Annotated in this window: 22 protein-coding genes and 1 tRNA gene; 8 read left to right on the forward strand and 15 right to left on the reverse strand. The window is 59.5% G+C overall.

The features are described 5' to 3' along the window. Positions 1-2: 2 nt before the first annotated feature. Together HKD21_RS05310 and HKD21_RS05315 are read right to left on the reverse strand one after the other, a co-directional pair. The gene (locus HKD21_RS05310) at positions 3-1,070 is read right to left on the reverse strand and encodes an NAD(P)H-dependent flavin oxidoreductase (RefSeq protein ID WP_322782907.1); all 1,068 of its coding nucleotides are present in this window, start codon (positions 1,068-1,070) and stop codon (positions 3-5) included. Further along, positions 1,067-2,392 (reverse strand): aspartate kinase, encoded by a 1,326-nt coding sequence (locus HKD21_RS05315; RefSeq protein WP_194254572.1) that lies wholly within the window; start codon positions 2,390-2,392, stop codon positions 1,067-1,069. The genes HKD21_RS05310 and HKD21_RS05315 overlap by 4 nt, the downstream gene beginning before the upstream one ends. Before the next feature lie 164 nt (positions 2,393-2,556). Here HKD21_RS05315 and ubiG point away from each other — a divergent pair, with 164 nt between their 5' ends. Continuing rightward, positions 2,557-3,312: a bifunctional 2-polyprenyl-6-hydroxyphenol methylase/3-demethylubiquinol 3-O-methyltransferase UbiG gene (gene ubiG, locus HKD21_RS05320; protein WP_194254573.1), complete on the forward strand. Its 756-nt coding sequence runs from the start codon at positions 2,557-2,559 to the stop codon at positions 3,310-3,312. Between the two features lie 62 nt (positions 3,313-3,374). Here ubiG and HKD21_RS05325 read toward each other — a convergent pair whose 3' ends face one another. From HKD21_RS05325 to HKD21_RS05355, 7 genes are all read right to left on the reverse strand, one after another. Beyond that, the gene (locus tag HKD21_RS05325) at positions 3,375-4,646 is read right to left on the reverse strand and encodes a lactonase family protein (protein ID WP_194254574.1); all 1,272 of its coding nucleotides are present in this window, start codon (positions 4,644-4,646) and stop codon (positions 3,375-3,377) included. Positions 4,647-4,718: 72 nt separating this feature from the next. Then, entirely contained in the window at positions 4,719-5,201 is a 483-nt protein-coding gene (locus tag HKD21_RS05330) for a DUF2147 domain-containing protein (RefSeq protein ID WP_194254575.1), read from the reverse strand. Continuing rightward, complete coding sequence (gene grxC, locus HKD21_RS05335) at positions 5,202-5,459, reverse strand: glutaredoxin 3 (protein WP_194254576.1); 258 nt, start codon at positions 5,457-5,459, stop codon at positions 5,202-5,204. A 7-nt stretch (positions 5,460-5,466) separates the two neighbouring features. Continuing rightward, positions 5,467-6,234 (reverse strand): ComF family protein, encoded by a 768-nt coding sequence (locus HKD21_RS05340; RefSeq protein ID WP_228121019.1) that lies wholly within the window; start codon positions 6,232-6,234, stop codon positions 5,467-5,469. After that, the gene (locus HKD21_RS05345) at positions 6,234-6,428 is read right to left on the reverse strand and encodes a DUF3553 domain-containing protein (protein WP_194254577.1); all 195 of its coding nucleotides are present in this window, start codon (positions 6,426-6,428) and stop codon (positions 6,234-6,236) included. Before HKD21_RS05345 ends, HKD21_RS05340 begins: the two co-directional genes overlap by 1 nt. 127 nt (positions 6,429-6,555) lie before the next feature. Then, positions 6,556-7,440, reverse strand: a complete 885-nt coding sequence (gene galU / locus HKD21_RS05350; RefSeq protein ID WP_194254578.1) for a UTP--glucose-1-phosphate uridylyltransferase GalU — start codon at positions 7,438-7,440, stop codon at positions 6,556-6,558. Positions 7,441-7,653: 213 nt separating this feature from the next. Next, positions 7,654-7,739, reverse strand: a tRNA-Leu gene (locus HKD21_RS05355). Positions 7,740-7,798: 59 nt separating this feature from the next. On the opposite strand from HKD21_RS05355, the gene lipB reads away from it, so the two are divergent. Next, entirely contained in the window at positions 7,799-8,500 is a 702-nt protein-coding gene (lipB, locus tag HKD21_RS05360; RefSeq protein WP_194254579.1) for a lipoyl(octanoyl) transferase LipB, read from the forward strand. Here lipB and HKD21_RS05365 read toward each other — a convergent pair. Together HKD21_RS05365 and HKD21_RS05370 are read right to left on the reverse strand one after the other, a co-directional pair. After that, positions 8,481-9,074: a LolA family protein gene (locus HKD21_RS05365; RefSeq protein WP_194254580.1), complete on the reverse strand. Its 594-nt coding sequence runs from the start codon at positions 9,072-9,074 to the stop codon at positions 8,481-8,483. The two genes, lipB and HKD21_RS05365, sit on opposite strands and share 20 nt — an antisense overlap. Next, a complete protein-coding gene (locus tag HKD21_RS05370; RefSeq protein WP_194254581.1) occupies positions 9,071-9,385 on the reverse strand; it encodes a BolA family protein in 315 nt (104 codons plus the stop codon). Before HKD21_RS05370 ends, HKD21_RS05365 begins: the two co-directional genes overlap by 4 nt. 69 nt (positions 9,386-9,454) lie before the next feature. On the opposite strand from HKD21_RS05370, the gene HKD21_RS05375 reads away from it, so the two are divergent. The 3 genes from HKD21_RS05375 (at position 9,455) to HKD21_RS05385 (ending at position 13,053) form a co-directional block, all read left to right on the forward strand. Next, a complete protein-coding gene (locus HKD21_RS05375; protein WP_194254582.1) occupies positions 9,455-10,075 on the forward strand; it encodes a J domain-containing protein in 621 nt (206 codons plus the stop codon). Between the two features lie 85 nt (positions 10,076-10,160). Then, complete coding sequence (cobS, locus tag HKD21_RS05380; RefSeq protein WP_194254583.1) at positions 10,161-11,177, forward strand: cobaltochelatase subunit CobS; 1,017 nt, start codon at positions 10,161-10,163, stop codon at positions 11,175-11,177. Positions 11,178-11,181: 4 nt separating this feature from the next. Next, positions 11,182-13,053, forward strand: a complete 1,872-nt coding sequence (locus HKD21_RS05385; protein WP_194254584.1) for a cobaltochelatase CobT-related protein — start codon at positions 11,182-11,184, stop codon at positions 13,051-13,053. Here the strand turns inward: HKD21_RS05385 and HKD21_RS05390 are convergent. Next, positions 13,007-14,434 carry a pyridoxal phosphate-dependent decarboxylase family protein gene (locus tag HKD21_RS05390; protein WP_194254585.1) on the reverse strand — a complete coding sequence of 476 codons (1,428 nt, stop codon included), beginning with the start codon at positions 14,432-14,434 and terminating at the stop codon, positions 13,007-13,009. The genes HKD21_RS05385 and HKD21_RS05390 overlap by 47 nt on opposite strands. 78 nt (positions 14,435-14,512) lie before the next feature. Continuing rightward, positions 14,513-15,331 (reverse strand): DUF1217 domain-containing protein, encoded by an 819-nt coding sequence (locus HKD21_RS05395; RefSeq protein WP_194254586.1) that lies wholly within the window; start codon positions 15,329-15,331, stop codon positions 14,513-14,515. 102 nt (positions 15,332-15,433) lie between these two features. Here HKD21_RS05395 and HKD21_RS05400 point away from each other — a divergent pair, with 102 nt between their 5' ends. Then, entirely contained in the window at positions 15,434-16,297 is an 864-nt protein-coding gene (locus tag HKD21_RS05400) for a DUF2125 domain-containing protein (protein WP_194254587.1), read from the forward strand. Here HKD21_RS05400 and mfd read toward each other — a convergent pair. After that, positions 16,286-19,807, reverse strand: coding sequence for a transcription-repair coupling factor (gene mfd / locus HKD21_RS05405; protein ID WP_194254756.1), 3,522 nt, complete (start codon positions 19,805-19,807; stop codon positions 16,286-16,288). The genes HKD21_RS05400 and mfd overlap by 12 nt on opposite strands. Positions 19,808-19,879: 72 nt before the next feature. Between mfd and recG the strand changes: the two genes are divergently transcribed. Both recG and HKD21_RS05415 read left to right on the forward strand, forming a co-directional pair. Continuing rightward, positions 19,880-22,009, forward strand: coding sequence for an ATP-dependent DNA helicase RecG (gene recG / locus HKD21_RS05410; RefSeq protein ID WP_194254588.1), 2,130 nt, complete (start codon positions 19,880-19,882; stop codon positions 22,007-22,009). Positions 22,010-22,084: 75 nt separating this feature from the next. Further along, positions 22,085-23,788 (forward strand): putative bifunctional diguanylate cyclase/phosphodiesterase, encoded by a 1,704-nt coding sequence (locus tag HKD21_RS05415; RefSeq protein ID WP_228121021.1) that lies wholly within the window; start codon positions 22,085-22,087, stop codon positions 23,786-23,788. 55 nt (positions 23,789-23,843) lie between these two features. Here the strand turns inward: HKD21_RS05415 and HKD21_RS05420 are convergent, their stop codons facing one another. Further along, complete coding sequence (locus HKD21_RS05420; protein ID WP_194254589.1) at positions 23,844-24,845, reverse strand: lipid A deacylase LpxR family protein; 1,002 nt, start codon at positions 24,843-24,845, stop codon at positions 23,844-23,846. Positions 24,846-25,002: the final 157 nt, after the last annotated feature.

Here is a 25,002-nt window from a genome sequence, read left to right on the forward strand (position 1 = left end):
CGTTAGCTGGGCGCGTGAATACGGGTTTCGCGCTGCTGTATGGCATCAACGGCCTGCTGCACCAGCGTCGCAAGGATATCGGCGACCGGACGGATTTCCTTGACCATGCCGACGGACTGACCGGCCATGACGGAACCCGTTTCCACGTCCCCTTCAATAACGGCACGACGCAGCGCACCGGCCCAGTAATGCTCGATCGAAAGCTGCGCTTCTTCCTTGGTCAGTTCGCCGCTCTGGAACTTCTGGAGCGCTTCGCCTTGAAGACGTGCATAGCGACGGCCACCTTCATTCGACAGACCCCGTACCGGAATGACCGGGAACAGTTCGTCAAGCTGCACGGTCGTCACGGCATCACGGGCATTGGCGCGCAGGAAGGCTTTCTTGAAGTTCTCGTGCGCGATGCTTTCCTCGGATGCTGCAAACAGCGTTCCGAGCTGTGCACCGGCTGCGCCCTGCTCCAGATAGGAGAGGACGGCATCACCACGTCCAAGGCCACCGGCAACAAACACCGGCACATCGCGGATATGCGGCAGGATTTCCTGTGCCAGAACCGTCAGCGACACCGGCCCCACATGGCCACCGGCTTCCGACCCCTCGATCACGAGAGCCTCGATGCCCATACGGACCAGACGCTTGCCCAGAGCCAGAGCGGGCGTAAAGCCGATCGCCCGTGCTCCGCCATCACGGACCTTGCGGATCGTGGCACTGTTCGGCACGCCACCTGCAAGCACGATATGAGAGACGTTGTGTGCCAGGCACACATCCACCAGACGATCCAGTTCAGGATGCATGGTGATGAGGTTCACGCCGAACGGGCGCTTCGTCATTGCCTGCGTGGCAACGATTTCTTCTTCCAGACGCTCGGGAGACATCGCACCACAGGCAATGACACCAAATCCACCAGCGTTGGAAATAGCGGACACCAGATGCCGCTCGCTGACCCAGGACATGGCCCCGCCGAGAATCGCAACTTCGCTGCCAAGGAAGTCACAGCCCGGCTTCCACAGGCGGTCCAGCGTCGCGCGGGCGTTCAGCGCCTCACTCGGGGTCTCGATCAGGGTTTCGCTCACGCGTCGGCTTCCTCTTTGGCATCAAGGCCATAAGCCGTGTGCAGCGCGCGCATGGCCAGTTCGGTATATTCAGAATCAATCAGAACCGAGATCTTGATCTCGCTCGTGGAGATGACCTGCACATTGATGCCACGATCTGCCAGCGTGCGGAACATCCGCGCTGCCAGACCGGCATTCGAGCGCATGCCGATTCCCACGACACTGATTTTCACTACGCTATGGGACGTGAGCAGTTCGCCATACTGGACGTATTCACGGGCCTTTTCCAGCACGGAGCGGGCAGCGGCTTCGTCGGCCTTGCTGACCGTGAAGGTCATGTTCGTCATGTTGTCCACGCCAACGCTCTGGACGATCATGTCGACATTGATGTTCGCAGCGGCCAGCGGATCGAAAATCGCGGCAGCGATGCCCGGACGGTCCGGAATGTTCCGCACGGAGATTTTCGCTTCGTCATGCGAGTTGGCAATTCCCGCAACCAGTTCCTTCTCCATGATCTCGTCCTCATCAACAACAATCGAACCACTGTCGTCATCCGTCTCAGCGAAAGATGACAGCACCCGCACCCGGACATTCTCACGCATGGCGAGACCGACACTGCGGGTCTGAAGTACCTTGGCGCCTACGGAAGCCAGTTCAAGCATCTCTTCGTAAGTGATGCGATCCAGCTTCTTGGCGCGTTTCACGATGCGCGGATCGGTGGTGTAGATTCCGTCCACATCGGTATAAATATCACATTGATCGGCATTGATGGCTGCTGCGACGGCCACGGCGGACGTATCCGATCCGCCTCGTCCCAGCGTTGCGATCCGTCCATCAGGCCCTACGCCCTGAAAGCCCGCGACAACCGGCACGATGCCATCATCCAGACAGGCCAGAAGAGCCGCCCCGTCCACGCTCTCGATGGCGGCTTTACCGTGGGCGTCATCCGTCACAAGCGGGATTTGCCAACCCTGAAAAGACCGTGCCTTTACGCCAAGCGCCTGAAGCGCGATGGAGACAAGCCCACTCGTCACCTGCTCGCCTGCCGCAACCACAGCATCATATTCCTTCGGATCGGCCAGCGGATCGAGTTCCGCACAGTATCCGACCATCCGGTTCGTTACACCCGCCATCGCCGACACAACGACAGCCACGCGGCGTCCGCGGTCATGCTCCGCCTTCACGCGCTTCGCAACGTTCCGGATGCGCTCGATAGTTCCGACGGACGTACCGCCGAATTTCATGACAACCGTCTTCCGTTTCCCAATTTCGCCATGCATGACGGCATGAGGATCGGCACGACCGGAAAGCCGGTCGTGGACGGGAGTATCGGGCATGGACATCGCGGATAAGGCTCCAGTACGTGTCTGGCGTTGTGCGCTCGGGTCTGGCATCGGGTACCGCAAAACACCCGGCGCCTGAACAGACTCTGCCGGTCCACATACTCGTCTCGCTCCGCCACGTCCAGATGACGCACGGCAGACAGGCACACAGAAGGACAGTTCTGATGCCCACAGAAACATCTCCGGGACAGGATTTCAGACGTTCATCCGTTTCGGAATCCGAAATTGCCCATTTCAGCGCCCTGGCAGAAGACTGGTGGAATCCGCGCGGCCCCATGGCCCCGCTCCATGCCATGAACCCCTTACGAACCGAATGGGTCAGCCGTCACGTTGCTCCTCTGCGCACCACGTCCGCCGGAGCTTTGAGCCTGCTTGATATTGGCTGTGGCGCGGGTCTGGCCAGCGAAGCCTACGCCAAACTGGGTTTTGAGACTCTTGGAATCGATGCCAGCGCCGCCGGTATCCGGGCAGCCGAGGCGCATCTGGCCCAGCATCCCCTCCCGCCCGAAGCTGCCCCCCTGTCCTATCGCAATGGCAGTGCGGAAGACCTTGTTGCGGAAGGTGCGCGGTTCGACGTCGTCAATGCGCTTGAAGTCATCGAGCACGTCAATGATCCGCAGGATTTTCTGCTTATGCTGGCTACACTGACGAAGCCGGGCGGCATGGTCGCGGTGTCCACGCTGAACCGCACGCCACGCTCTTTCGCTGTCGCCAAACTCGGCGCGGAATATCTGCTACGGATGCTGCCTGTAGGCACGCATGACTGGAAGAAGTTCATCAAACCCGACGAACTGGCCGCCATGGCCCGACAGGCCGGCCTGCGGATGCTCGATATCGCGGGCATGAGCTATGTGCCGTTCAAATGGCGTGAGAGCCGCGACACCGGCATCAACTACATCGCGATTTTTCGCAAAGACTGAACAAGAAAGGCGCTTGCAGTGGAATCATTCGCTGCAAGCGCCCTAGTCGGAGAAACAGCCGGTCAGACCTGCGTGTTCATGAACGCGAAGGTCGTCGGGCTTCCGACTGGCGTGAAATTGTTCGTAAACGCAATTTCGCCCGTCTTTTTGTCCACCCGGAACGATGTCACGGCATCCGAACGCTGGTTGGCGCAGAACAGAAATGTTCCGGACGGATCGAACATCAGGGCACGGCCATAATCAGCGTGCATCCAGACTTCGTCCTGAAGTGTGAGCGTGCCATCGCTGCCAATGGCGAACACGGCCAGCGAATCACCCAGCCGGTTGGACACGTAAACGAACTTGCCGCTGGCCGATATCAGAATTTCCGCCGCAAGCGTTGAGCCACGGAAATGCGACGTGACCGTACTGACCGTCTGGATATTGCTGATCGCACCGGTCACCGGATCAAAATTGGAAACAACGACCTTCGAATCCTGTTCGCAAAGATTGTACAGAATCCGGCCGGAATGATTGAACTGGAAATGGCGCGGTGCCGAGCCCGGTTCCATATCGTAATATGGCGTCTTGGCGGGGATCAGCTTGCCCGTGTCGAGGTTCAGCGTCCACACATACACCCGGTCCAGACCCGCATCATCAGCCAGCACGAATTTGCCGCTTGGATCGGAATGGATCATGTGCGGATGCGAGCCCGAATGATCGGAGACTGCAAAATTACCCTGTGGATTGTCCGCAGCGCGCTCCGGCTGACGCGGCCCTGTGTTGTGCACGACATCCGACGCCGCACCCAGAGACCCGTCCGAACGGATAGGCAGAACCGCCACATTACCGCCGACGTAATTGGCCACCAGCACATAACGGCCCGAATGATGGATGCTCACATAGGCCGGAACAGCCCCCATCGAACTGACGACATTGAGCTTGCGCAGTGAGCCGGTCTTGGGGTCGATGGCAAACGCCGTGACGGACCCGTCACCATCCTTGTTGAAATCGTCGATTTCACTCAACGCGTAGAGAAAACGCTGGTCTTTCGAGATCGTCAAAAAGGACGGACTGGCAATATCCGTAAATGTCGTGATCGGCGTCAGAACGCCCGTCTCGCGGTCCATATCGAAAACGGAAATACCCTGCCCGTTCCCGGTTCCGCCGCCTGGTGGCCCGTGTTTCGTATATCCACCGACAAAACAGATCGTTTTCGACACCGGCTTCGGCGGCGGAGGGGGTGTCGAGACCGTCTTTTCAGGATCGGCGGCACCAGCAATACCAGTACCAGCAGCCGCAACACCGGCAACCAGTCCGACCGCAAAACTGCGGCGGGAAACAGGGTGGGACATGATGGGTCTGCATTCCTTTCGATGGGGCGAGAATAACGTCCGGGCCGTGATGCAGGTTTCCCGACATCCGGCCTAGTGTACGTCTTTCGGCAGCTTGCATTGTGGCCCAACAGGCGGACCAGTGTAGCGGCTCCATGTCTGGGTCTCACCCAGAAGGGGCATTCCCAGAACGAATCCGCGCAGCTTCAGAACATTGGGCTGGGAAACCCATATCCGCGCCTGATAGACCCGTCCGGTTCTTGGATCAAGAATATGGCCCTGCCATTTGCGATCCTCGATTGGGACAAAGTCTGTCAGCATGCGGATACCGCATTGCGAACGCCCCCAGACGTCCTTCGGCATTTCTCCTTCATAGGCCATACCAATCAACTGACCACAGAGCGCATGGCCACAGGGCTGGATTGAAAACAGTCCGTCATGCCCTTCTGAAAGCCACAATCCCCGTTCGGGAATATCCGTCGGAAGGGCATTTGTCGGACCAGGAGACTGGGCACTGGCATATGAAAGTGACAGTACCGCCAGAAGGAAAGCTGCGAAAAGACCCGCTACGCGCATTCAGACGTTGCCCAGCAGGGCATCGAGCCGCCCGGCGCGATCAAGCGCCATCAGGTCGTCACAGCCCCCCAGGGATTCTTTGTCTACAAACGTCTGGGGCACCGTGCGACGACCTGAACGTCGGATGGACTCTTCACGCTCGGCAGATCCGTTCGGAGCATTGATTTCCTGAAACTTCACGCCCTTGGAGCGAAGGAGACTGACGGCATGCACACAATAAGGGCATCCAGGCTGGGTAAAAATCTCGATTTTCGACATAGGATTCTCATTCCTGGACAAAGCGCGGGTTTTGTTCATCCACTCTCCCGGTCCGCGCTGCAACCAAAATATCCACGCTTGCCGCACCGGCCTTCATCAGAGCCAGCGTACAGGCCGTTGCCGTGGAGCCTGTGGTCAGCACGTCATCCACCAGCAGAACAGCCTGTCCGCGTATCAGGGTGTCCCGTCCTTTTCTGACCTGGATTGCCTGCGTCATTTCCTGTTCGCGCTCTCCGGCGGACAGGCGCGCCAGCGCTTTTGTCGGTCGGACACGCTGAAGAGCGTCCACCGCACAAGGCAATTCTGCAAGCCTCGCCACCCCCTGCGCCATCAGACCTGCCTGATTATAGCGTCGTTTCCATAACCGGGTGCGATACAGCGGCACAGGAACGACGAGCGTTACCTTTTCGAGCAGGTCTTGGGCCGCAACAGCCATATGCCTTGCCAGAACCGCAGCATTTTCGGTGTGATCAGAATATTTCAGTGGCAGGATGAGGCGTCGTGACCAGGCGTCGTAAACGAACGCGGCGCGGGCAGAACGCCAGACCGGTGGATGAGCATGACAGGCAGCACAGCAGTTTTGTGTGCCTCCCAGTGCCTCGTTTTCCAGTGGGACGCCACAACGATCACATTGGGGAGAGACAATCCGATGGGCTGTCTGGAAGCAGGTGCTGCAAAAAGCCCCCTCCGTCATGACTTCGGTGCCACAGGCCGCACAGACGGGAGGCAAAAGTGTATTGAGGAGCGCGCGAGCGATACGAGGGCCTGCCCTCATCACGGTGATTTCGGCAGAAGTCGGAGCGTAATACGGGATGCGTCAATCAGGACTTTGCCCTGATGCTGGAAATTGACCGTCACCCGCTCGCCTACAGCAGACTGAACCTGCCCCCAGCCCCAGTCCGGGTAGTCAGGATGCAGAACAATCTGTCCTGGCTCAAGAAAGGACTGAAACGGCCCGCTTACTGACATGCTTGCCAGCCTCCTCGCCGCAGGATCTGACCTGACCTGACCTGACCGGATGTGGTCTTTTGCCGCTCTGCCTGCAAGGAGAACACCGTGCAGGCAGAGCGCGGATCAGAATTGGACCCGACCGGGATCAGGGTGCGTCTGTGTACTGCTTGTACTTCTTGAGGAACGCCTTCACCGACGCCCCGAGGTCCTCGCGATCGATCGAGAACGCGATCTGCGCTTCAAGGAAGCCAGCCTTGTCACCGCAGTCATAGCGTGTGCCTTCATAGCGCAGGCCATGGAACGGCACTTCACCAATCGTCTTGGCCATCGCATCCGTGAGCTGGACTTCGTTGCCCGCACCACGTTCCAGCTTCGCCAGATACTTCATGACGTCCGGCGTCAGCACGTAGCGACCGATAATGGACAGGTTCGACGGTGCATCTTCCGGAGCAGGCTTTTCAACCAGTCCCTTCACTTCCACCAGCTTTCCATCGTCATGACCAACATCGAGGATGCCATAGCGGTTCGTGTGCTCGCGCGGGACTTCCGTCACGGCTACGACATTGCCACCGGTCTGATTATAGGCTTCGACCAGCTGACCAATGCAGCTGCGTCCCTTGACGATATCGTCCGGCAGCAGGATCGCGAACGGATCATCACCGATGAAGGAACGTGCGCACCAGATCGCGTGACCCAGACCCAGCGGCTCCTGCTGACGCACAGCGACGAGAGATCCAGCCTGCACACTGCTGGGAGCCAGTGCTTCAAGCGCACTTTTCTTCCCACGCTCCTTGAGCGTCGCTTCGAGTTCGTAAGCGATGTCGAAGTAATCGATCAGGCTGTCCTTGCCACGTCCGGTCACGAGGCAGAATTCTTCGATCCCGGCCTCGCGAGCTTCGTCGATCGCGTACTGGATCAGAGGCTTGTCGACGACAGGAAGCATTTCCTTCGGCATAGCCTTCGTCGCGGGCAGAAACCGCGTACCGAGACCGGCAACAGGAAGAACAGCTTTTTTCAGTGGCTTGATCACGAAACCTCACACATCGGAAGAAATGACGCTCGACTGCCAACAGGAAGTCCAGACGTTCTTCAAGGACGTTAAAGGAATACCCCTGTCTTAATAGTCTGGCAACAAGATGGCACAGACTATCGGAACCTTAATAAAACCCTCCCCCTTGAGGGAGAAAATAATATTCGGGAGATTAGTGATTTTTATTGGGATACACCGACATCTGAATGTCAGTGGTGCGGCCGAGAAGACTCGAACTTCCACGGGGTTGCCCCCACAAGCACCTCAAGCTTGCGCGTCTACCATTCCGCCACGGCCGCCCCGTGACAAACGATCCTGCTTGGTGCATGACCGTCCGGTGTGGGAGGGGCTATAGCCGATGACAGATACGAGGGCAATGACCCGAGATGAGATTTATGAAGAAATTTTGTGGACGTCCTCTCCGGGACTGACGCCCTACCCTGACGCACTGGCGTTCATGGAGGAACGCGCACGGGCGATTCATCAGGGAACGGCCGCACCTTTGGTCTGGCTGGTTGAACATCCACCTGTTTTTACGGCCGGAACTTCAGCCAAGGAGGCCGATCTCTATAACCCTCACGGCTATCCAACCTATGACGCGGGGCGTGGAGGGCAATGGACCTATCATGGGCCGGGACAAAGGCTCGGCTATGTGATGATGGATCTGACGAAGCAGAATGGCACTGTCCCTCCCCGTGATTTGCGCGCCTTCGTGGCAGGTCTGGAGGGCTGGATGATCGACGCCCTCGCTCGGCTTGGCGTAACGGCCTTCACCCGTGAGGGGCGGATCGGCGTCTGGACAGTTGATCCGTTGAGCGGGCTTGAAGCCAAGATCGGTGCTCTGGGCATCCGTGTCAGCCGCTGGGTGAGCTGGCACGGTGTGTCGATTAATGTGAACCCCGATCTGAACGATTTTGACGGGATCGTCCCCTGCGGCATCCGCGAATTCGGCGTCACCAGCCTTCAGCGATTCGACAACAGCCTGACGATGAAGGATCTGGACGACGCCCTTGCCGCAGCGTGGGCCGCCCGCTTCGGCTCTAGCCCGCAGGTGGCGTGAACACGGACGGGACGATCACCACGCCCTGTCTTACATCCGACAACAACACGCCGAAATGATGCTGGCGGGCATCCACACCCTGCAACCCGATCAGGCCGAGCTGGCCGTTCACGTCCGAAAACTGAAGCGTCAGCAGGCCCTGTGAGGGGTTATCGGCCTGGGCTATGGAAATCTGAAGCGATCCGTTCCCATGCCGCACATCCGTGACCTGAATGTCGCCATCAAAGCGGATCGGGTGCTTCAGCAGGAGCCCAAGCGGGTTATGCCGCAGCGACAAATGCGTGACAGCGCCCGTTCCCTGATCGTCCAGAACGAGATGACCGTCTCCGGCCACGAGTTCCATCGGATGGGGTACGACGTAATCCAGCCTGAGATGGCTCGGAATATACGAAAAGCGGCCACCGCTCTCACCTGCGTCCGGTCCATGCTGGACGAAAGCCGCCTGCAATCCCTGAATGCCGTTCAGATAGGCTTCGATGCGGTGCACGTCGTTCTGGTCGGCTTTGGGAAGGCGGTCATATCCGCTGGTCGCGCAGCCCGAAAGCAGCAGCAGTGCAAAAAGAGTGCGTCTCATGGGGTTTGTTCCCCATGCAGGACGAGCGACAGCGCATGAAGACCGGAGCGGAATTCTTCCGCCAGCAGGTCATTGACCAGCCGGTGCCGTGCCACCCGGTTCAGTCCGTCAAAACGCGCGCTTGTGATGGCGATGTTGAAATGCGTCTCACCTCCGCCACCGAGGGCTTTGGCTCCGGCATGATGGGCGTGGCGGGCGCTGTCATCCTGGATTTCGAGCTTTGTGGGCGTCAGTCCCTGCTGAAGAAGGATTGCAATCCGTTCGCGTCGGCTGGAGGGCTGTGCGGAAGGGTGTGAAGCTGTTTCAGGCATGATGAAAATCGTCCGGCTTGAGGAATGCCCGCTTGCATCGGGCGGCGGTGATTGCCCATATCAGACACCATGCAGCGCAAATCCACCAGACACCGGGCATTCGATCCCGATCCTGACGCGCCGGAACAGGTCTGCGACCATCCGGGCTGCAACGAGCTTGCCGGCTATCGTGCGCCGCGCGGGCGCGATGCCTTGCGTTCGTATTTCTGGTTCTGTCTTGAGCATGTCCGCGAATACAATTCCCGCTGGGACTTTTATCGCGGCATGACGCCGGGCCAGATCGAGGCGCATCTTCGGGCCGATGTTTCCTGGCAACGCCCCTCATGGAAGGTGGGCACCGGCACGGCGAACAAGGCAGAATTCAACGAAGACGACGTCATTGATCCGCTGGATATTCTTGGCGCGACGCGTCATAGCCGGGCGGAGCGGGCCAAGGATGCGGCACGACAGCGCGCGTCCGCTCAGGCCGCCGGAATTCCCGAGCCTCTGCGGCAGCCGCTGGCCACGCTGGACCTGACATGGCCCGTGTCTTTCGATGACGTGAAAAGCCGTTACCGTGCCCTCGCCCGCCAGCATCATCCCGACGCCAATATCGGCGATGCGACGTCCGAAGAGCGTTTCAAGGCCATTGGCTCGGCCTACGCCACGCTCAAAGTCCATTTCACGCGTCAGGACGATTTCGTTTCCTGAATTTTTAGACTGGAAGAGAGGGCGCCAAGGCCCCATCTTCTTCAGAACGTCCTGATCCAAGAGCCAGAGAAAGCCCCAGAGTCCCATGAGTGATTTTGCGACGATTGATACCCCGGAAGCCGTGACCACTGCTGAAAATTCCTCGGTCCCGACCAGCGTTCTCGGTGCGCCCGACCTCACGGTTTCCTCGGCAGAAATCTTCGGCATTCGCACGGACATGCAGGTTCCGGCCTATTCCATCCGCACGGAACATGTCCCCGATATCGATCCGTCTTACAAGTTCGATGAGGACACGACCCGTGCGATTCTGGCCGGATTCGCCTTTAACCGTCGCGTCATGGTTCAGGGCTTCCACGGCACCGGCAAATCGTCCCATATCGAGCAGATCGCAGCGCGCCTGAACTGGCCCTGCGTCCGCATCAATCTGGACAGTCACGTTTCGCGGATCGACCTGATCGGCAAGGACGCCATCGTGCTCAAAGACGGCAAGCAGGTCACGGAATTCCGCGAAGGTCTGCTGCCCTGGTGTCTCCAGCATCCCTGCGCCCTGATCTTTGACGAGTATGACGCAGGCCGTCCAGACGTGATGTTCGTCATCCAGCGCGTGCTGGAAGCGGAAGGCCATCTGACGCTTCTGGACCAGAACCGCGTCATCCGGCCGAACCCTGCTTTCCGTCTGTTCGCCACCGCCAATACGGTCGGACTGGGCGATACGACGGGCCTGTATCATGGCACGCAGCAGATCAATCAGGGCCAGATGGATCGCTGGAACATCGTCGCCACCCTGAACTATCTGCCGCTGGAACAGGAAGTCAGCATTGTCACGGCCAAGCTGAAAATCCCGGCGGACAATCAGGAGGCCACGACACTCGTGGAACGCATGGTTGCACTGGCGAACCTCACGCGTGCCGGTTTCATGGCGGGAGACATCTCGACCGTCATGTCGCCACGTACGGTCATCGCATGGGCAGAAAACAACCGTATTTTCAACGATGTGGCGTTTTCTTTCCGCCTGACCTTCCTCAATAAATGTGACGAAGCCGAGCGCGGAATCGTGGCGGAATACTACCAGCGCTGCTTCAACGCTTCGCCACTGGCCTGATCCCTTGTCCGCCCCCCAGACCTCCCTCACCGACGAAGAGCGGCAGGAACGCTTTCGTCAGGTCACCATCGCCACCCTGCGCGCCATGGGTGGCGCGCCGGAACAAGGCGTGGATTTTCAGGGTGCCGTCAGCGGAAACCGCAAGGCAGTGCCAGAAGCCGGAAATGTGGAGCTTCCCTATCTGTCGCGCCATATGCACGACTGGGAAATCCGCAAGATCCGGGGGGCTGCGGACGCTGCCGCTCTGCGAATGCGGTATCATGCGGACCGGAATACAAACGCCCCGGCTGAACCCGTAGCCCGGCAGGCTTTCGATGCGCTGGAGCAGGCGCGCTGTGAAGTCTACGGCTCCCGTCACATGGCGGGCGTCCGCGCCAATCTGGAGCAGAAACTCGCCCAGCATTGCGCCGAAATCGGCTGCAACCGCATGAAAACCCGCGAGGACATGCCTGCCCCGGTGGCGCTGGATCTGCTCGCGCGTGAAGCCATGAGCGGCCATCCGATGCCGGTTCAGGCAGGCCCTGCGCTTGATGAATGGCGCGCGGCTCTGACGCCTGCGGCAAAATCCGCCCTTGCCGACATGGCCCGCACCCAGAGCGATCAGACGGCCTTTGCACGCGCGACGACGCGCTTCCTCGGCGCGTGCCAGCTCACGACCGTTCCGGATGAAGACGAAGAGCAGGCCGCGCCGTCCGATCTGCCGTCCGATGAGGAAGAGACAACCGAAAGCGACGCTCCGGAAACCGAAGGGCAGGATCAGCAGGCTCCGGCCGCAACGGAAGAAGAAGACGGCTATCAGCCCGAAAGTGGCGAAACCGGCCTTTCGGGCGAAAGCGAAGCCACAGATTCCGCCGAAATGTCGGAAGATGGCACGGAAGAAGCCGCTGGCCCTTCGGATCAGCAGGCGGAAACAGGCCCGTCCGAAGCCCTCAATACCTATAAAGCCTACACCACGGATTTCGATGAGGAAGTGAACGCCTCCGATCTTTGCGATCCGGACGAACTGGACCGTCTGCGCCAGAAACTCGATCAGCAGATGTCCCAGCTTCACGGTCTGGTCTCGCGCCTCGCGCACCGTCTGCAACGCCGCCTCATGGCGCAGCAGCAGCGTCGCTGGGAGTTCGAGCAGGAAGAAGGCATTCTCGATGCCGGACGCCTGTCCCGCGTTGTGACAAACCCTACCCTGCCGCTGTCTTGCAAGCATGAATGTGAGACCGAGTTCCGCGATACGGTCGTCACCCTCCTGATCGATAATTCTGGTTCGATGCGGGGGCGTCCCATCGGAACGGCCGCTATCTGCGGCGATATTCTGGCCCGAACGCTCGAACGCTGTGGTGTGAAGGTGGAGGTTCTCGGCTTCACCACACGGCAATGGAAGGGCGGACAGAGCCGTGAACGCTGGCTCAAGAGCGGTCGTACTCCCCAGCCGGGGCGGCTCAATGATCTGCGCCACATCATCTACAAAGATGCGGACACGCCCCTGCGACGCGCCCGGCGCAATCTGGGCCTCATGCTGCGTGACGGCCTACTGAAGGAAAATATCGACGGCGAAGCCCTGCTCTGGGCCTGGAAACGCCTGCGTCGCCGGTCGGAGCACCGTCATATCCTGATGGTGATTTCAGATGGCGCGCCGGTTGATGACAGTACGTTCTCGGCCAATCCGCACAACTATCTGGAAGACCATCTGCGTCAGGTAATTGCCCGGATCGAAGCGGATCGGGCCACGGAGCTTCTGGCCATCGGCATCGGGCATGACGTGACGCGCTATTACCGCAACAGCGTCACCATCAGTTCCGCCGAAGACCTCGGCGGAACCATGATGGCTCAGCTCAGCGCCCTGTTCGCGCCTTCAACCGGGCATCGCGCAACGCAATAACGGCGTCCAGCATCCGGTTAGTATGGGTGGTTGTGGTGCGGTGATTGACGATCGCCGCACGCACCGCCAGCCGACCGTTGATCCTTGTCGTGGACGGCGCGGCGATTCCGCTTTCATGCAGATCCTGCACCAGTTCCGAGACTTCGGCATCTTCCAGACCGTCGAGTCCGAAACAGACGATATTCAATGTCACAGGCGCCAGCAGAACCAGTCCTTCGGTCCGTTCCACACGCCGCGCCAGATCGGCTGCAACGTCACAGCATGTCTCGACCATGTCTCCCATACGCTCGGACCCGTAATGGCCCAGCGTCATCCACACCTTGAGCGCCCGGAAGCCCCGCGATAGATCCGGGCCGAAATCGCAAAACCATGGGGCTCCTGCGGCAAGCCCGCGCTCCTCGCGCACGAGGTAATCAAGGGACTGCGCAAAAGCCGCTGCATGCTTATGGCTGTCTCGCACCAGCACGCAACCAGCGTCGTAAGGAACCTGCGCCCATTTATGAAAGTCAAACGCCAGACTATCTGCTTTTTCGATACCGGAAAGCTGATCTTTGAAACGTGGCGAAAGACAGGCCAGTGCTCCGAAGGCTGCATCCACATGAAACCAGAGTCCGGCTTCATGAGCGACAGCCTCGATCGCCACAAGATCGTCGATAGCTCCACAATCAACCGTGCCAGCCGTTCCCGCCACCATGAACGGCTCCAGACCAGCCTTGCGGTCTGCTGCGATCATGTCGCGTAATGCTCCGATATCCATCCGATGATCGGCCAGAACCGGAACACGCCGGAGCGCCTCGCTGCCGAGCCCAGCCAGATCGAACGCGCGGGGCAGACATCCATGGGCTGTTGTTGCGGCATAGCCGACAAGCCCGCGACCGCCGATCCCGTTTTTACGGATCGCAAGGTCCTGCGCGCGGCTCGCCGTAATGACGCTGATGAAATTGGCCATGGACGACCCCGTCACCAGACAGCCCGATCCGTCCTGAGGCATTCCGACCATCTGCAACGCCCAGCGGATTACTTCACGCTCGACTTCGATTGGCGCGTGATCGCGCCCACCACAATTGGCGTTCAGGCCCCCGGCCAGCATCTCGGCCAGCATGCCGACCGGCGTCCCTGCCCCATGCACCCATCCCATGAAACCGGGATGGGTATTTCCCACGCCATAAGGCACGACAAGTTCCTGATAGCGGCCATACAGATCGTCGAGGGAATGCCCCTTTTCCGGCAGACCTTCCTTCAGGCTCTGTCGGGCAGCAGACGGCATCGGTCGCCAGACGGGGCCGTCGCCCACATGTTCCATGCGATCGAAGACTTCATCCAGCATCCGATGTCCGATCTCACGGATGCCGTTCCAGTCCGTGGGGTCCAGTCCGGCCATGAAAATATCCCTTCACCTGAAATCCGTCAGGTGTCTGCGATACAGGGCCGGACACAGGATGTCACGTCAGCAGGGCATTCAGAACAGCGCCGAATACAGCGAAGAACTGCTGCTTGAACTGTCGCCCGTGAAAAGGGAAAGGATGCTGGTTGTGGAGCCGTTTCCTCCGTAGAGGGTCAGCATGCTTGCAGGTGTTGACGTCTTTGTGGGGTGGATCTGCAACAGAGCCAGATACTGCTGGGCGAACTGCTGGATTCCCTTGGTCGTACTGAGCTTGGACAGATCGAGTTTCGAGCCGAGCAGACGGACCTGCTGATCGTAATCCAGTGCCCCGAACTGCGTTGAATCGAAACCAGACACGACTTCCGCAACTTTCAGAAGTTTTGGGTCCGCCATCACGTTTTCAAGCGTCATATCCGTCCTGGCGGTCCGGGTGAAATACAGAGCATCTCCCAGACCCGGTGTTTCCGTCTCCAGACTGCTTTCATAGCTGTTGGTCAGATAGTTCTGGGTGATTTTCTGAATGGTGTCGGCGGAGGCCAACGGAGACGTTGACCAGTTGGAAAACGCTTTCGCAAATGCTTTCCATGACGAGTTGCCACTCGTCTGGGCAAGAGATTTGGCTGATGTCGGGTCCTGCGTCATCAGCTTCGTCAGAACGGCCGTCTCACCGATTGCCGAAGACATGCCATAGGCACCCAGCACGACTTTGAGGGCCTTGTAGTTTTTCAGAAGCTGCTGTGGCGTCTTGATCGAAGACGCATCATTCTGGAAAGCTGAAACAGCCTGCTGGGTAGGGACGCTTGTTTTTTCCCACTTGTTCGCTGAAGACTCTTCATTCTTGACGATGGAGACATACTGCGGAATGGCGGGCATAGCGGAAATGGAGGACGACACGCGCATTTCTCCGAAAGAGGAGGAGGTGCCATCATTTTACCGCTTCATTCCCTAATACGGTCTTAACGTTTCTTTCCCCTCTTCACAGTCCGGAACCCCCTCATGTCCCTGCGTCTTACCCTGCTCGCCGCGACTGCCGCACTCCTGACGCCCGTCATGGCCAGTGCGTCCGAACCTGCCGCCCTTCCCGCCTCGTGTATGACCTATGAACTGGGCGGCACCCAGAACACTGCACATGGACTGACGGCAAAGACCCTGCATGCCGCGCTGACCGGAACGGATATCACGCTCGACATTCATGGCGTGACCCTCTCCGACCCTTCCGGCCATGTCGAGACCGCAACTCTGGAGCGTTTCAATGCTGTTGCCGCCTATGCCGCACTCAGTGCCTTTCGCGGCGGCATCAGTCCCGCCTGCAAAAACCAGAGCCTGACAATCAACAGCAGCGACATTCGGGGTGGCACGCCGCAGGCCACATGGACGAGTGTGACGCTCGCTCGCCCCGGTCACGACATGACGATCCGCAAGGCGTCGATCCAGGCGGTCCAGACGACGCCGGATCTGCGCCTGAAGGTTGAGGGCACTGGCATCCACGATACCAAACAGCCACTCATGCCCACGCAGCTTTCAGCAGACCTGACGGTTCAGGGTCTCGACACCGCACGCCAGCAAATCACGATCAACGCCCTGCATGCCATCACGGGCAGCAGCGCCATCGACGGCAAGGGCACCATCTCGCCCGGCGCCACAGCATCTACGTCGACGGCGGACCTGCATATCGGCGTGACGAACGTCGATACCCTGATTGGTGAGATCCGTGATACGGCCCCCAAGAAAGTCGTGGCCGCACTCACAATTGCCCGACTGATGGGCCGTCAGAGCGGCGATACGACCCTGTGGGACGTCGGGCTGAGTGGCGGCGTCGTGACCGTCAACCGCATTCCGCTGCCGTTCTCAGTCCCCTGACGTTTCGGCTTCCAGCTTGCGGATCATTTTGCACAGGACGGTCGTGACCTTCTTGGCATAGCCAATGCGGGTCGCATTCGTCATTTCGCGGATGACCGCAAGCTTGTGATCGGGGCGGATTTTTACCCCTGATTCCTTCTTGCGCGTCACCCAGTCGATCAGCGCGGCGGGATTTCCGAAACGGTTGCGACGGAACTGGATCACCATACCCTTTGGTCCGGTCTCCAGACGCTCCACCCCGGCTTCACGGCACAGACGCTTGATCAGGACCACATCCAGCAGATTGCCGACTTCCGGCGGAAGCGATCCAAAACGATCAACCAGTTCCGCACGCATCGCCTCGACCTCGGCCTCGTTCGTCAACGCTGCAATCCGACGATACAGCCCCAGACGCACGGGCAGGTCCGGCACATAGGTTTCGGGGATCAGGACCGGCAGACCGAGAATGATGGTCGGGGTCCAGCTATCTTCTTCCTCCAGACGCTTGCCGCGTTCGCGACGCAGATCGACCACGGCGTCTTCCAGCATCTGCTGATAGAGTTCGATCCCGACTTCCTTGATATGTCCGGACTGTTCGTCACCCAGCAGGTTGCCCGCACCGCGCAGATCTAGATCGTGGGACGCCAACGTGAACCCGGCCCCGAGCGAATCCAGCGTTTGCATGATTTCGAGCCGCTTTTCCGACGAGGCCGAGAGCGGACGCGTCTGCGGCCAGGTCAGATACGCATAACCGCGCTGCTTGCCACGCCCTACGCGCCCGCGAAGCTGATAAAGCTGCCCCAGACCGAACATATCCGCGCGGTGAATGATGATCGTATTCACACTGGGCATGTCCAGCCCGCTTTCCACGATATTGGTGGAGAGCAGGATGTCGTATTTCCCGTCCGCGAACTCCGTCATGACCCGTTCGAGTTCGGTCGGCGTCAAACGGCCATGTGCCTGTACCGTCTTGGCATCCGGCACGATTTCCGCCAGACGCTCGGCCATCCTATCCATATCCGCCAGACGCGGCACGACACAGAAGACCTGGCCGCCCCGGAACCTCTCACGCTGGATGGCCTCACGGATCATGACGCTGTCGAAGGGCGTGATGAACGTGCGCACCGCCAGACGATCCGTCGGTGGCGTTGCGATCAGGCTCATTTCCCGCACACCGGACAGCGAGAGCTGAAGCGTTCTCGGAAGCGGTGTGGCGGAGAGCGTCAGGACATGTACGTCCTCCCGCAGCGCTTTCAAGCGTTCTTTGTGAGAGACGCCGAAATGCTGCTCTTCGTCGATGATGAGGAGGCCCAGACGCTCGAACGCAACACTTTTGGCCAGTAATGCATGAGTGCCGATCACGATATCCACGGTGCCATCCGCCATTCCTTCACGGACCTTCGTAGCCTCCTTGGGCGTTACGAGACGCGAAAGCTGCACCACATTGACCGGAAAGCCTTCAAAGCGTGCCGTGAAGCTCCGGAAATGCTGACGGGCGAGCAGCGTTGTCGGCACCACGACAGCGACCTGCATGCCTGAAAGCGCAGCCACGAATGCCGCCCGCAGTGCTACTTCCGTCTTGCCGAAGCCCACATCGCCACAGATCAGCCTGTCCATTGGACGCCCGGCGCTCATGTCTTCCAGCACATCCGCAATCGCACGGGACTGGTCCTCCGTCTCCATGAACGGAAAGCGCGCGCAGAACTCGTCCCACAGCCCCTCGGCGGGTGCGAGCGTTGGCGCGTCCTTCATGGCGCGGACTGCGGCGGTCTTGATCAGCTCGCCCGCCATGACGCGGATGCGGGACTTCATCTTGGCCTTGCGGGCCTGCCAGGCTGTTCCGCTAAGCTTGTCGAGCTGAACCCCGGCCTGCTCAGAACCGAAACGGCTCAGAAGCTCGATGTTCTCAACCGGCAGAAGAAGGCGCTGCTCCCCGTCATAGAGGATCGATAAGTAATCGTGCGCGACCCGGCCTTCCACGACCGTTTCAAGCCCCACATACCGCCCGATCCCGTAATCGGAATGAACGACCAGATCCCCGTCCGCAATTTCGCCGACCTGCGAAATGAACTGCTCGCCGCGCTTGCGACGGCGCGGCGGACGCGAGATCCGCTCGCCCAGAAGGTCCTGTTCGGAGACGAAGCACAGACGGTCCGAGACGAAGCCGCGCTCCAGCCCCAGCGTCAGCAGGCCGGTCGTGCCTTTCGGCATTCCCGCCGCATCCGGCCAGTCGTCATAGGATGTGACCGTGACGCCATGTTCTGCCAGAAGATGCGAAATCCGCTCCCGTGAGCCCCGGCTCCAGGCCGTAACATAGGTGCGCCGTCCGGCCTCGGCCCAGGTTTTCACCTGCTGGCCAAAAGCCTCGAACATCCCTGCCCGCGTTCCGTCCTTCGCACGCGCAAACAGTGGGCCGGGGCGGTATCCCGCATCCACGCCATGCGCCGTATCCGGCATGGCGAACGCGTTCAGAATGACGGACGGCACATCCGCCAGCATCGATTCCCAGCCGTGTGTATCCAGATAGAGCCGGTGCGGCGGCAGCGGACGATAGGGGATTTCGCCTTCACGCGTCGGAACGCGCCGGGCCTGATAATGATCGGCGATCATATCCAGTCGCGCCTTGAGGATCTCCGGTGCGTGCTGGTCGAAACTGACCGCACCACCCGGCAGATAATCCAGCAGCGTTTCCATCTGATGGCCGTCGCCGTCATGGAACAATGGTAGATAGTGCTCCAGCCCCGGATAGCGCCGACCGTCCGAGACATTCTCGTAAATTGTATCGGATATTGCAGCCGGGCCAAACGAATCGCGCCAGCCAGTGCGGAAGCGACTGATGCTGTCGGGGCCCAGCGAGAACTCGGATACCGGGCGCAGTTCGAAGCGCTTCAGGGTCTCGGTGGAGCGCTGCGTTCCCACGTCGAACGCACGGATGTTCTCGACTTCGTCTCCGAACAGATCGAGCCGGATCGGATCGCTTTCCCCGGCCGGGAACAGATCGAAAATGCCGCCGCGCGTTGCGAACTCGCCCGCTTCCATGACCGTATCGGTCCGGGTGTAGCCATTGGCGACCAGCAGTTCGATCAGCATGGCCTGATCAAGGCTCTCGCCCGTCTTCACGCTGATGGACTGTCCCCGAAACGCCGAACGCGGAGGCACACGCTGGATCAGGCTGTGCACGGTCGTCAGAACAATGCGCTGCGCCTTCGTGGACTCCAGAAGGCGGCAGAGCGTCCCTGCCCGTTCGGCGATCAGAACCGGATTGGGCGAGACGCGGTCGTAAGGCAGACAGTCCCAGGGCGGCAGTCGCAGGACTTCCACTTCGGGCATGAGCCACGCCAGCATGTCTGCCAGCGCCGCCACAGCAGCATCGTCTCGCGCGACGTGAAGCAGCGGGCCGTCATGCTCGGCAAGGCGCTGACGGAGAAGAAAGGCCACACTGCCATCAGGCACGCCCCAGACGGTCGGTCCGAAAGACCTGTCGAAGGACGTTGTGGACATTTCACGGGTCATGGTTTCGTTTTGTTCCATCCTGCTCATGCCCTATACCTTCCGTTCCATCGCCTGTCAGCCCGAGGAGCACGGGAAGCGCCCGTTGTCACGATGCCGTCCAAACAGTTCCTGCCCGATTTCGTCTCCCACGCCGACACAGAACACGCGCTCGCCCCGCTTTTCGAGCCGCTGACGAGCCTGCCCGGAATTGGTCCCCGACATGCCAGCCTGCTGGAAAAGATCGCGGGCGGTCGCCGGGTGCTGGACCTGCTGTTCACCTTGCCGGAGCGGGTGGTTGACCGGCGCATTCTGCGCACAGTTGCGGATGGACACAATCTCGTCCCCGGCGAAATCCTGACGGCGCATGTCCGGGTCGTTGCCCTGCGCAAGGCCGGGCGTCCCGGGCAGCCTTCCATTATCCGTACCGAAGACGATACCGGGAAGCTTGATCTGGTCTTCTTCCAGACGCGCAACATGCCCAGTCCGACCGTGGGCACCGAGCTTCTCGTATCGGGTAAAACCGGCAATTTTCAGGGCGAACTGACGATGCCACAGCCCGATCATGTCGTGAGCTGGGCCAAACGCGACAGTTTCCCCTCGCTCGAACCCGTCTGGCCGCTCACCGCCGGACTTTTCCCCTATACGGTCCGCAAGGCGATGCGTGCCGCTCTGCCCCTCCTGCCCGACCTGCCGGAATGGCTGGACCCGGCCCTTGTCACCCAAAGGAAATGGCCGTCCTTCACGCAGGCTTTGCGCCTGATGCAATCGCCCGAAATCATCCCGCCGGACATCGCGTGGGAGCCGGTCCGCAACCGTGCGCTGTCCCGTCTTGCGGCTGACGAACTGCTGGCGGATCAGCTCTGCTTCGGACTCGCACGCCTCAAGGCCCGCGAGCGGCACGGGCGCAGCTTTCCCGGAACCGGCGCGTTTCAGGAAGAAATGCTCCAGCGCTTCGGGCACAAACCCACCCATGCCCAGACGATGGCCATTGCAGAAATCGCCGCCGATCTTTCAGCCTCCAACCCCATGATGCGTTTACTTCAGGGCGATGTCGGCGCGGGCAAAACTTTCGTCGCAATGAACGCAATGCTTCAGGTCGTGGAATCCGGTGCTCAGGCTGCGCTCATGGCACCGACCGAAATCCTCGCTCGCCAGCATTTCGAAACGCTCTCCCGCCTCTGCCCGACGGAATGCGTCTATCTGAGCGGTACGATCAAAGGCGCGGCCCGGCGCAAGGTGCTCGCGGCCATCGCGGATGGCACGGCAAAAATCGTCATCGGAACGCATGCCCTGTTTCAGGATGGCGTGACCTTCCACGATCTCGGCCTCGCCGTCATCGACGAACAGCACCGATTCGGCGTCCGCCAGCGCATGAACCTGAGCGCCAAAGGCGAAGCGACAGACATTCTCGTTATGACCGCAACGCCCATCCCCCGAACGCTCCAGCTTATGGAATGGGGCGAGATGAGCGTCAGCCGTCTGGATTCCAAACCGCCCGGACGCCAGCCGATCCGCACGACCCTGCACAGCATGGACTCGCTCGACAGCGTGCTTGCAGGCATCAGCCGGGCTTTGCGTGATGGGGTGCAGGTCTTCTGGGTCTGCCCGCTCATCGAAAACAGTGAAACACAGGCTGCGGCAGCAGCAGAGGAACGCTGGGCCTCGCTGGAGCAGCGGTTTGAGGGGCTTGTGGGTCTTGCGCACGGCAAACAGGACATTACCGTCCGTCAGGAAGCGCTGGATACGTTCCGTCTGGGCAAAACGCGGCTTCTTGTCGCCACGACCGTCATCGAAGTCGGCGTGGACATCCCTGCTGCGTCCGTCATGGTGATCGAACAGGCCGAACGGTTCGGACTGGCCCAGCTTCACCAGCTTCGTGGCCGCGTCGGTCGCGGCTCGAAACAGTCCTTTTGTCTCCTTCTCCACGACCGGAGCGCCACGCCCACCGCTGTCCGGCGTCTGAGCCTCCTACGCGACACCAATGACGGTTTTCTGATCGCTGACGAGGACTACAGGATCCGCGGGGGCGGAGACATCGCAGGGGACCGCCAGTCCGGCCTTCCCGGCTTTCGTCTGGCACAGGGCGCGCGCCTCGCACTGCTGCTGACCGCCATGCAGCAGGATAGCGAACGTGAAATCGCCCGTAACCCACAGCTTGAAGGCGTGCGCGGCCATGCACTCAGACTTCTGCTTGAAATATTCGACCGCAATGATACCGACAGACTTTTGATTTCCGGTTAGACAGAAAAATTCACGCCGATATAATACTGTGAATTTATCAGTAATGCGTTCAACCGAATTTCATGGAGTCCACAAATGGTGAGCAGTCCTGCCAGAGACGCTCAGGAGAAGACAAAGCACGAATACTCTGGCGCCTCTTCAGAACGTCGATCGCTGCTCTTTCGCCTGCTTCTGCCTGCAACGGGTGGTTCGGCAGTCGCATTGCTCGACATTTCTGAAAACGGAACACCAGTCGTTCTCCAGTCCGCAGGAAGCCTGCCTGCCGCTCTGCACAAGATGGACGCAGGCAATATCATTCTGGATGCAGAACGCAGACGGGATGGCAAAACCGTTTTTTCGTGCCCGTTTTTTAAAGACTGGTCGCTTATCGGACTACCCATTGCGAATCAGGCATATGACAACGGCCCCAGACAGTTCCTCATTGCCCTTCGTCTGGAAGGCAACAGCTTTTCGTCTGTAGCTGAAAGCGCCATGCAGGGCGTTGCCAACCAGCTTTCAAGTGAAGCCCTGGAACATGCCGGAAGGTCCTCCCTTCCTGACCGCGAAGAAAGCCTTCTGGTTCTGAACCAGTTTATCGAAAGAACAGGAAAGCTTTCCCGCCGTGCGGTTTTCAGCCTCATTCATCTTAATCTCGATCATCTCTCACTGATCAACGAGCGTTACGGATGGGATACGGCTGACCTGATCCTGGCGGAAATGATCCGACGCTTAAAGTGCGTCCTGCCGGAAGGCGCTTTCCTGAGTTCGATCGGGGGCGGTCATTTCATGGTTCTGACCCCACCGGGCACAACGGCCGTCACCACCCGGTCTCTGGTGAACGCGATTCTTCAGATTTCCAGCACACCTGTTTCTCTGGAAATAGGGGCTGTTGCTTTCTCGATTTCTGCAGGCTGGAGCGTGTATCCACAGGATGCCGAAGATGCGAACCAGCTCATTCTCGCTGCACGCGCGGCTCTGACTGAAGCCAACCGTACCGGGGGCGGCCATGAGCGGCGCGCTAACGCAGAACTCACCAATACCTACGCCATCACGTCCAATCTTGAGCAGGATCTGCTCAAGGCCGTCGAGGATGGCGCACTTTTCCTCAAGTGGATGCCGATCGTCGATACGGAATCCCAGAAAATCGTTGGTCACGAAGCGTTGTTACGCTGGACCCGCCCCGGACACGGCGAAGTGGCACCGAACCTGTTCATCCGCTACGCTGAAGAAGCCGGTATCATCGAAGCGCTCGACAGCTGGAGTTTGCGCAATGCCTGTCTGGCTGCGCTGCGCTGGCCTACCCCGTTACGGGTTTGTGTGAATGTCTCGCCCGTCTGGCTGGTCAATGAGCGGCTTGCTCTCCTTGTCGATACTGTTCTGAAAGAAACGGGGCTTCCTCCGGGCCGCTTACAGATCGAACTTTCTGAATGTCGGCCATTCGGTCCATCCGATATCGCTTTTCGCGAACTCTCCCGCGTTCGCGCACTCGGCGTACGGCTTGCCATTGACGATTTTGGGGCTGGGTATTCTTCGCTAGAGCGTCTGCGGATTTATCCGCTGGACCAGATCAAACTCGATCGTGGCTTTGTCCAGTATCTGGGTGAAGACATGCGTGCTGACGAAGTGATGTACGCCATCCTGTCTCTGGCACGATCATTGAACATCACCTGTTGCGCAAAGGGCGTGGAAACCGAACACCAGATGGCCTTGCTGGATGCCAATGGTTGTGAGGAAGTTCAGGGCTATCTTCTTGGCGCACCAATCCGCGACAGCCATGTTCCACACCCTGCCATGACATAAAAAAGGCCGCCTTCTTTCAGAAAGACGGCCTTTTCGAATTGTCTGTCGGAGCAGTTCAGAACTTTACAGAAAGCTTGAGCGATCCATAGTTGAACAGACCGGCCTTTTGGGTCTGGAACTGTGCTGTCTGCCAGTTCTGGCTGTAAGACAGGCGTACGCCGTGCCACATCACCGCGACACCAGCATGAACCTCACCCACATCCCAGATCTTGTTCACATGCGGCGCATTGGGACGAACTGTGCTGCCTTGAAGCGTCACGTCATATCCCACGGCCTGACCTTCGACCCCACCGTAGAAATACCAGGCGAAAGGTCGAGTCGCACGGAACGCATCCGTTCCGTCCAGCCCCGGACCGATTGTCGCATTGCCGAAATCGCTGTCGAGCCCCTGACCGATACGGAACGTCGTCGCCACGTCGGCATAGGTCCGGTAATCACCGGCAGCTCCTGAGATCGCGGGCAGCACGTCAGCATGAATGCCATAAACATTCAGGACTGGCAGGCGCCAGATCCGCCCGGCCTGAACCTGAAAGATCGGCTGGTTTGCAAGCTGATGCCCCCAACCCGTGCTCGGCGTATCGCTGATGGCTTTGTGGAACCCATTCTGGACCTGACGCCCGAGTCCTGATGGACCAAGCATGCCGAACTGGACGCCCATTACGGTCCGGGACAGATCAGTATCGTTGATAAGATTGACAGTCCCCAGCAGCAGTCCCGCATAAGGCCGGTCACCCTGCGGGGGATTATCAGCCTGTGTATCGCGCGGCGTATCAATGATCTGCTGCAAACCGATGCTGATGCGCTGGACGCCTTCTCCCATCAGGATACGGTTCAGCTTTGCAATCGGGCGCGGCAGGTTATCGGTCCCGGAGGTCCAGTTGATGCGCAGACCAGACGTATAATACTGATCCGATGTGCCTTTCAGAGTGGAAATGGCGTCATTCTCACCCTGAACAGTCCAGGTTCCATAAGGATCCTGCAATGGTGTCGCCATGGCGGATGAAGACAGCGCCAGCACGGCAGTGGCTCCAATGGAAAAAGTCAGTCTGCTTCGCATGGGCACCTCTGTTACGCGCGGGATCCGGGACCATCAAGTACTGGAAAACGTGTGTATGTCATTTCCAGAAGCGAAATCAAAGTGTCGACGGGACACATCACAATCTTAAAATTAGCGCGAGTTATGTTTCAGCCCGATATTCCCTGTGGCAGAGAAG

The sequence above is a fragment of the Gluconobacter cerevisiae genome, from assembly GCF_015244675.1.
GTDB classification, from domain to species: domain Bacteria; phylum Pseudomonadota; class Alphaproteobacteria; order Acetobacterales; family Acetobacteraceae; genus Gluconobacter; species Gluconobacter cerevisiae.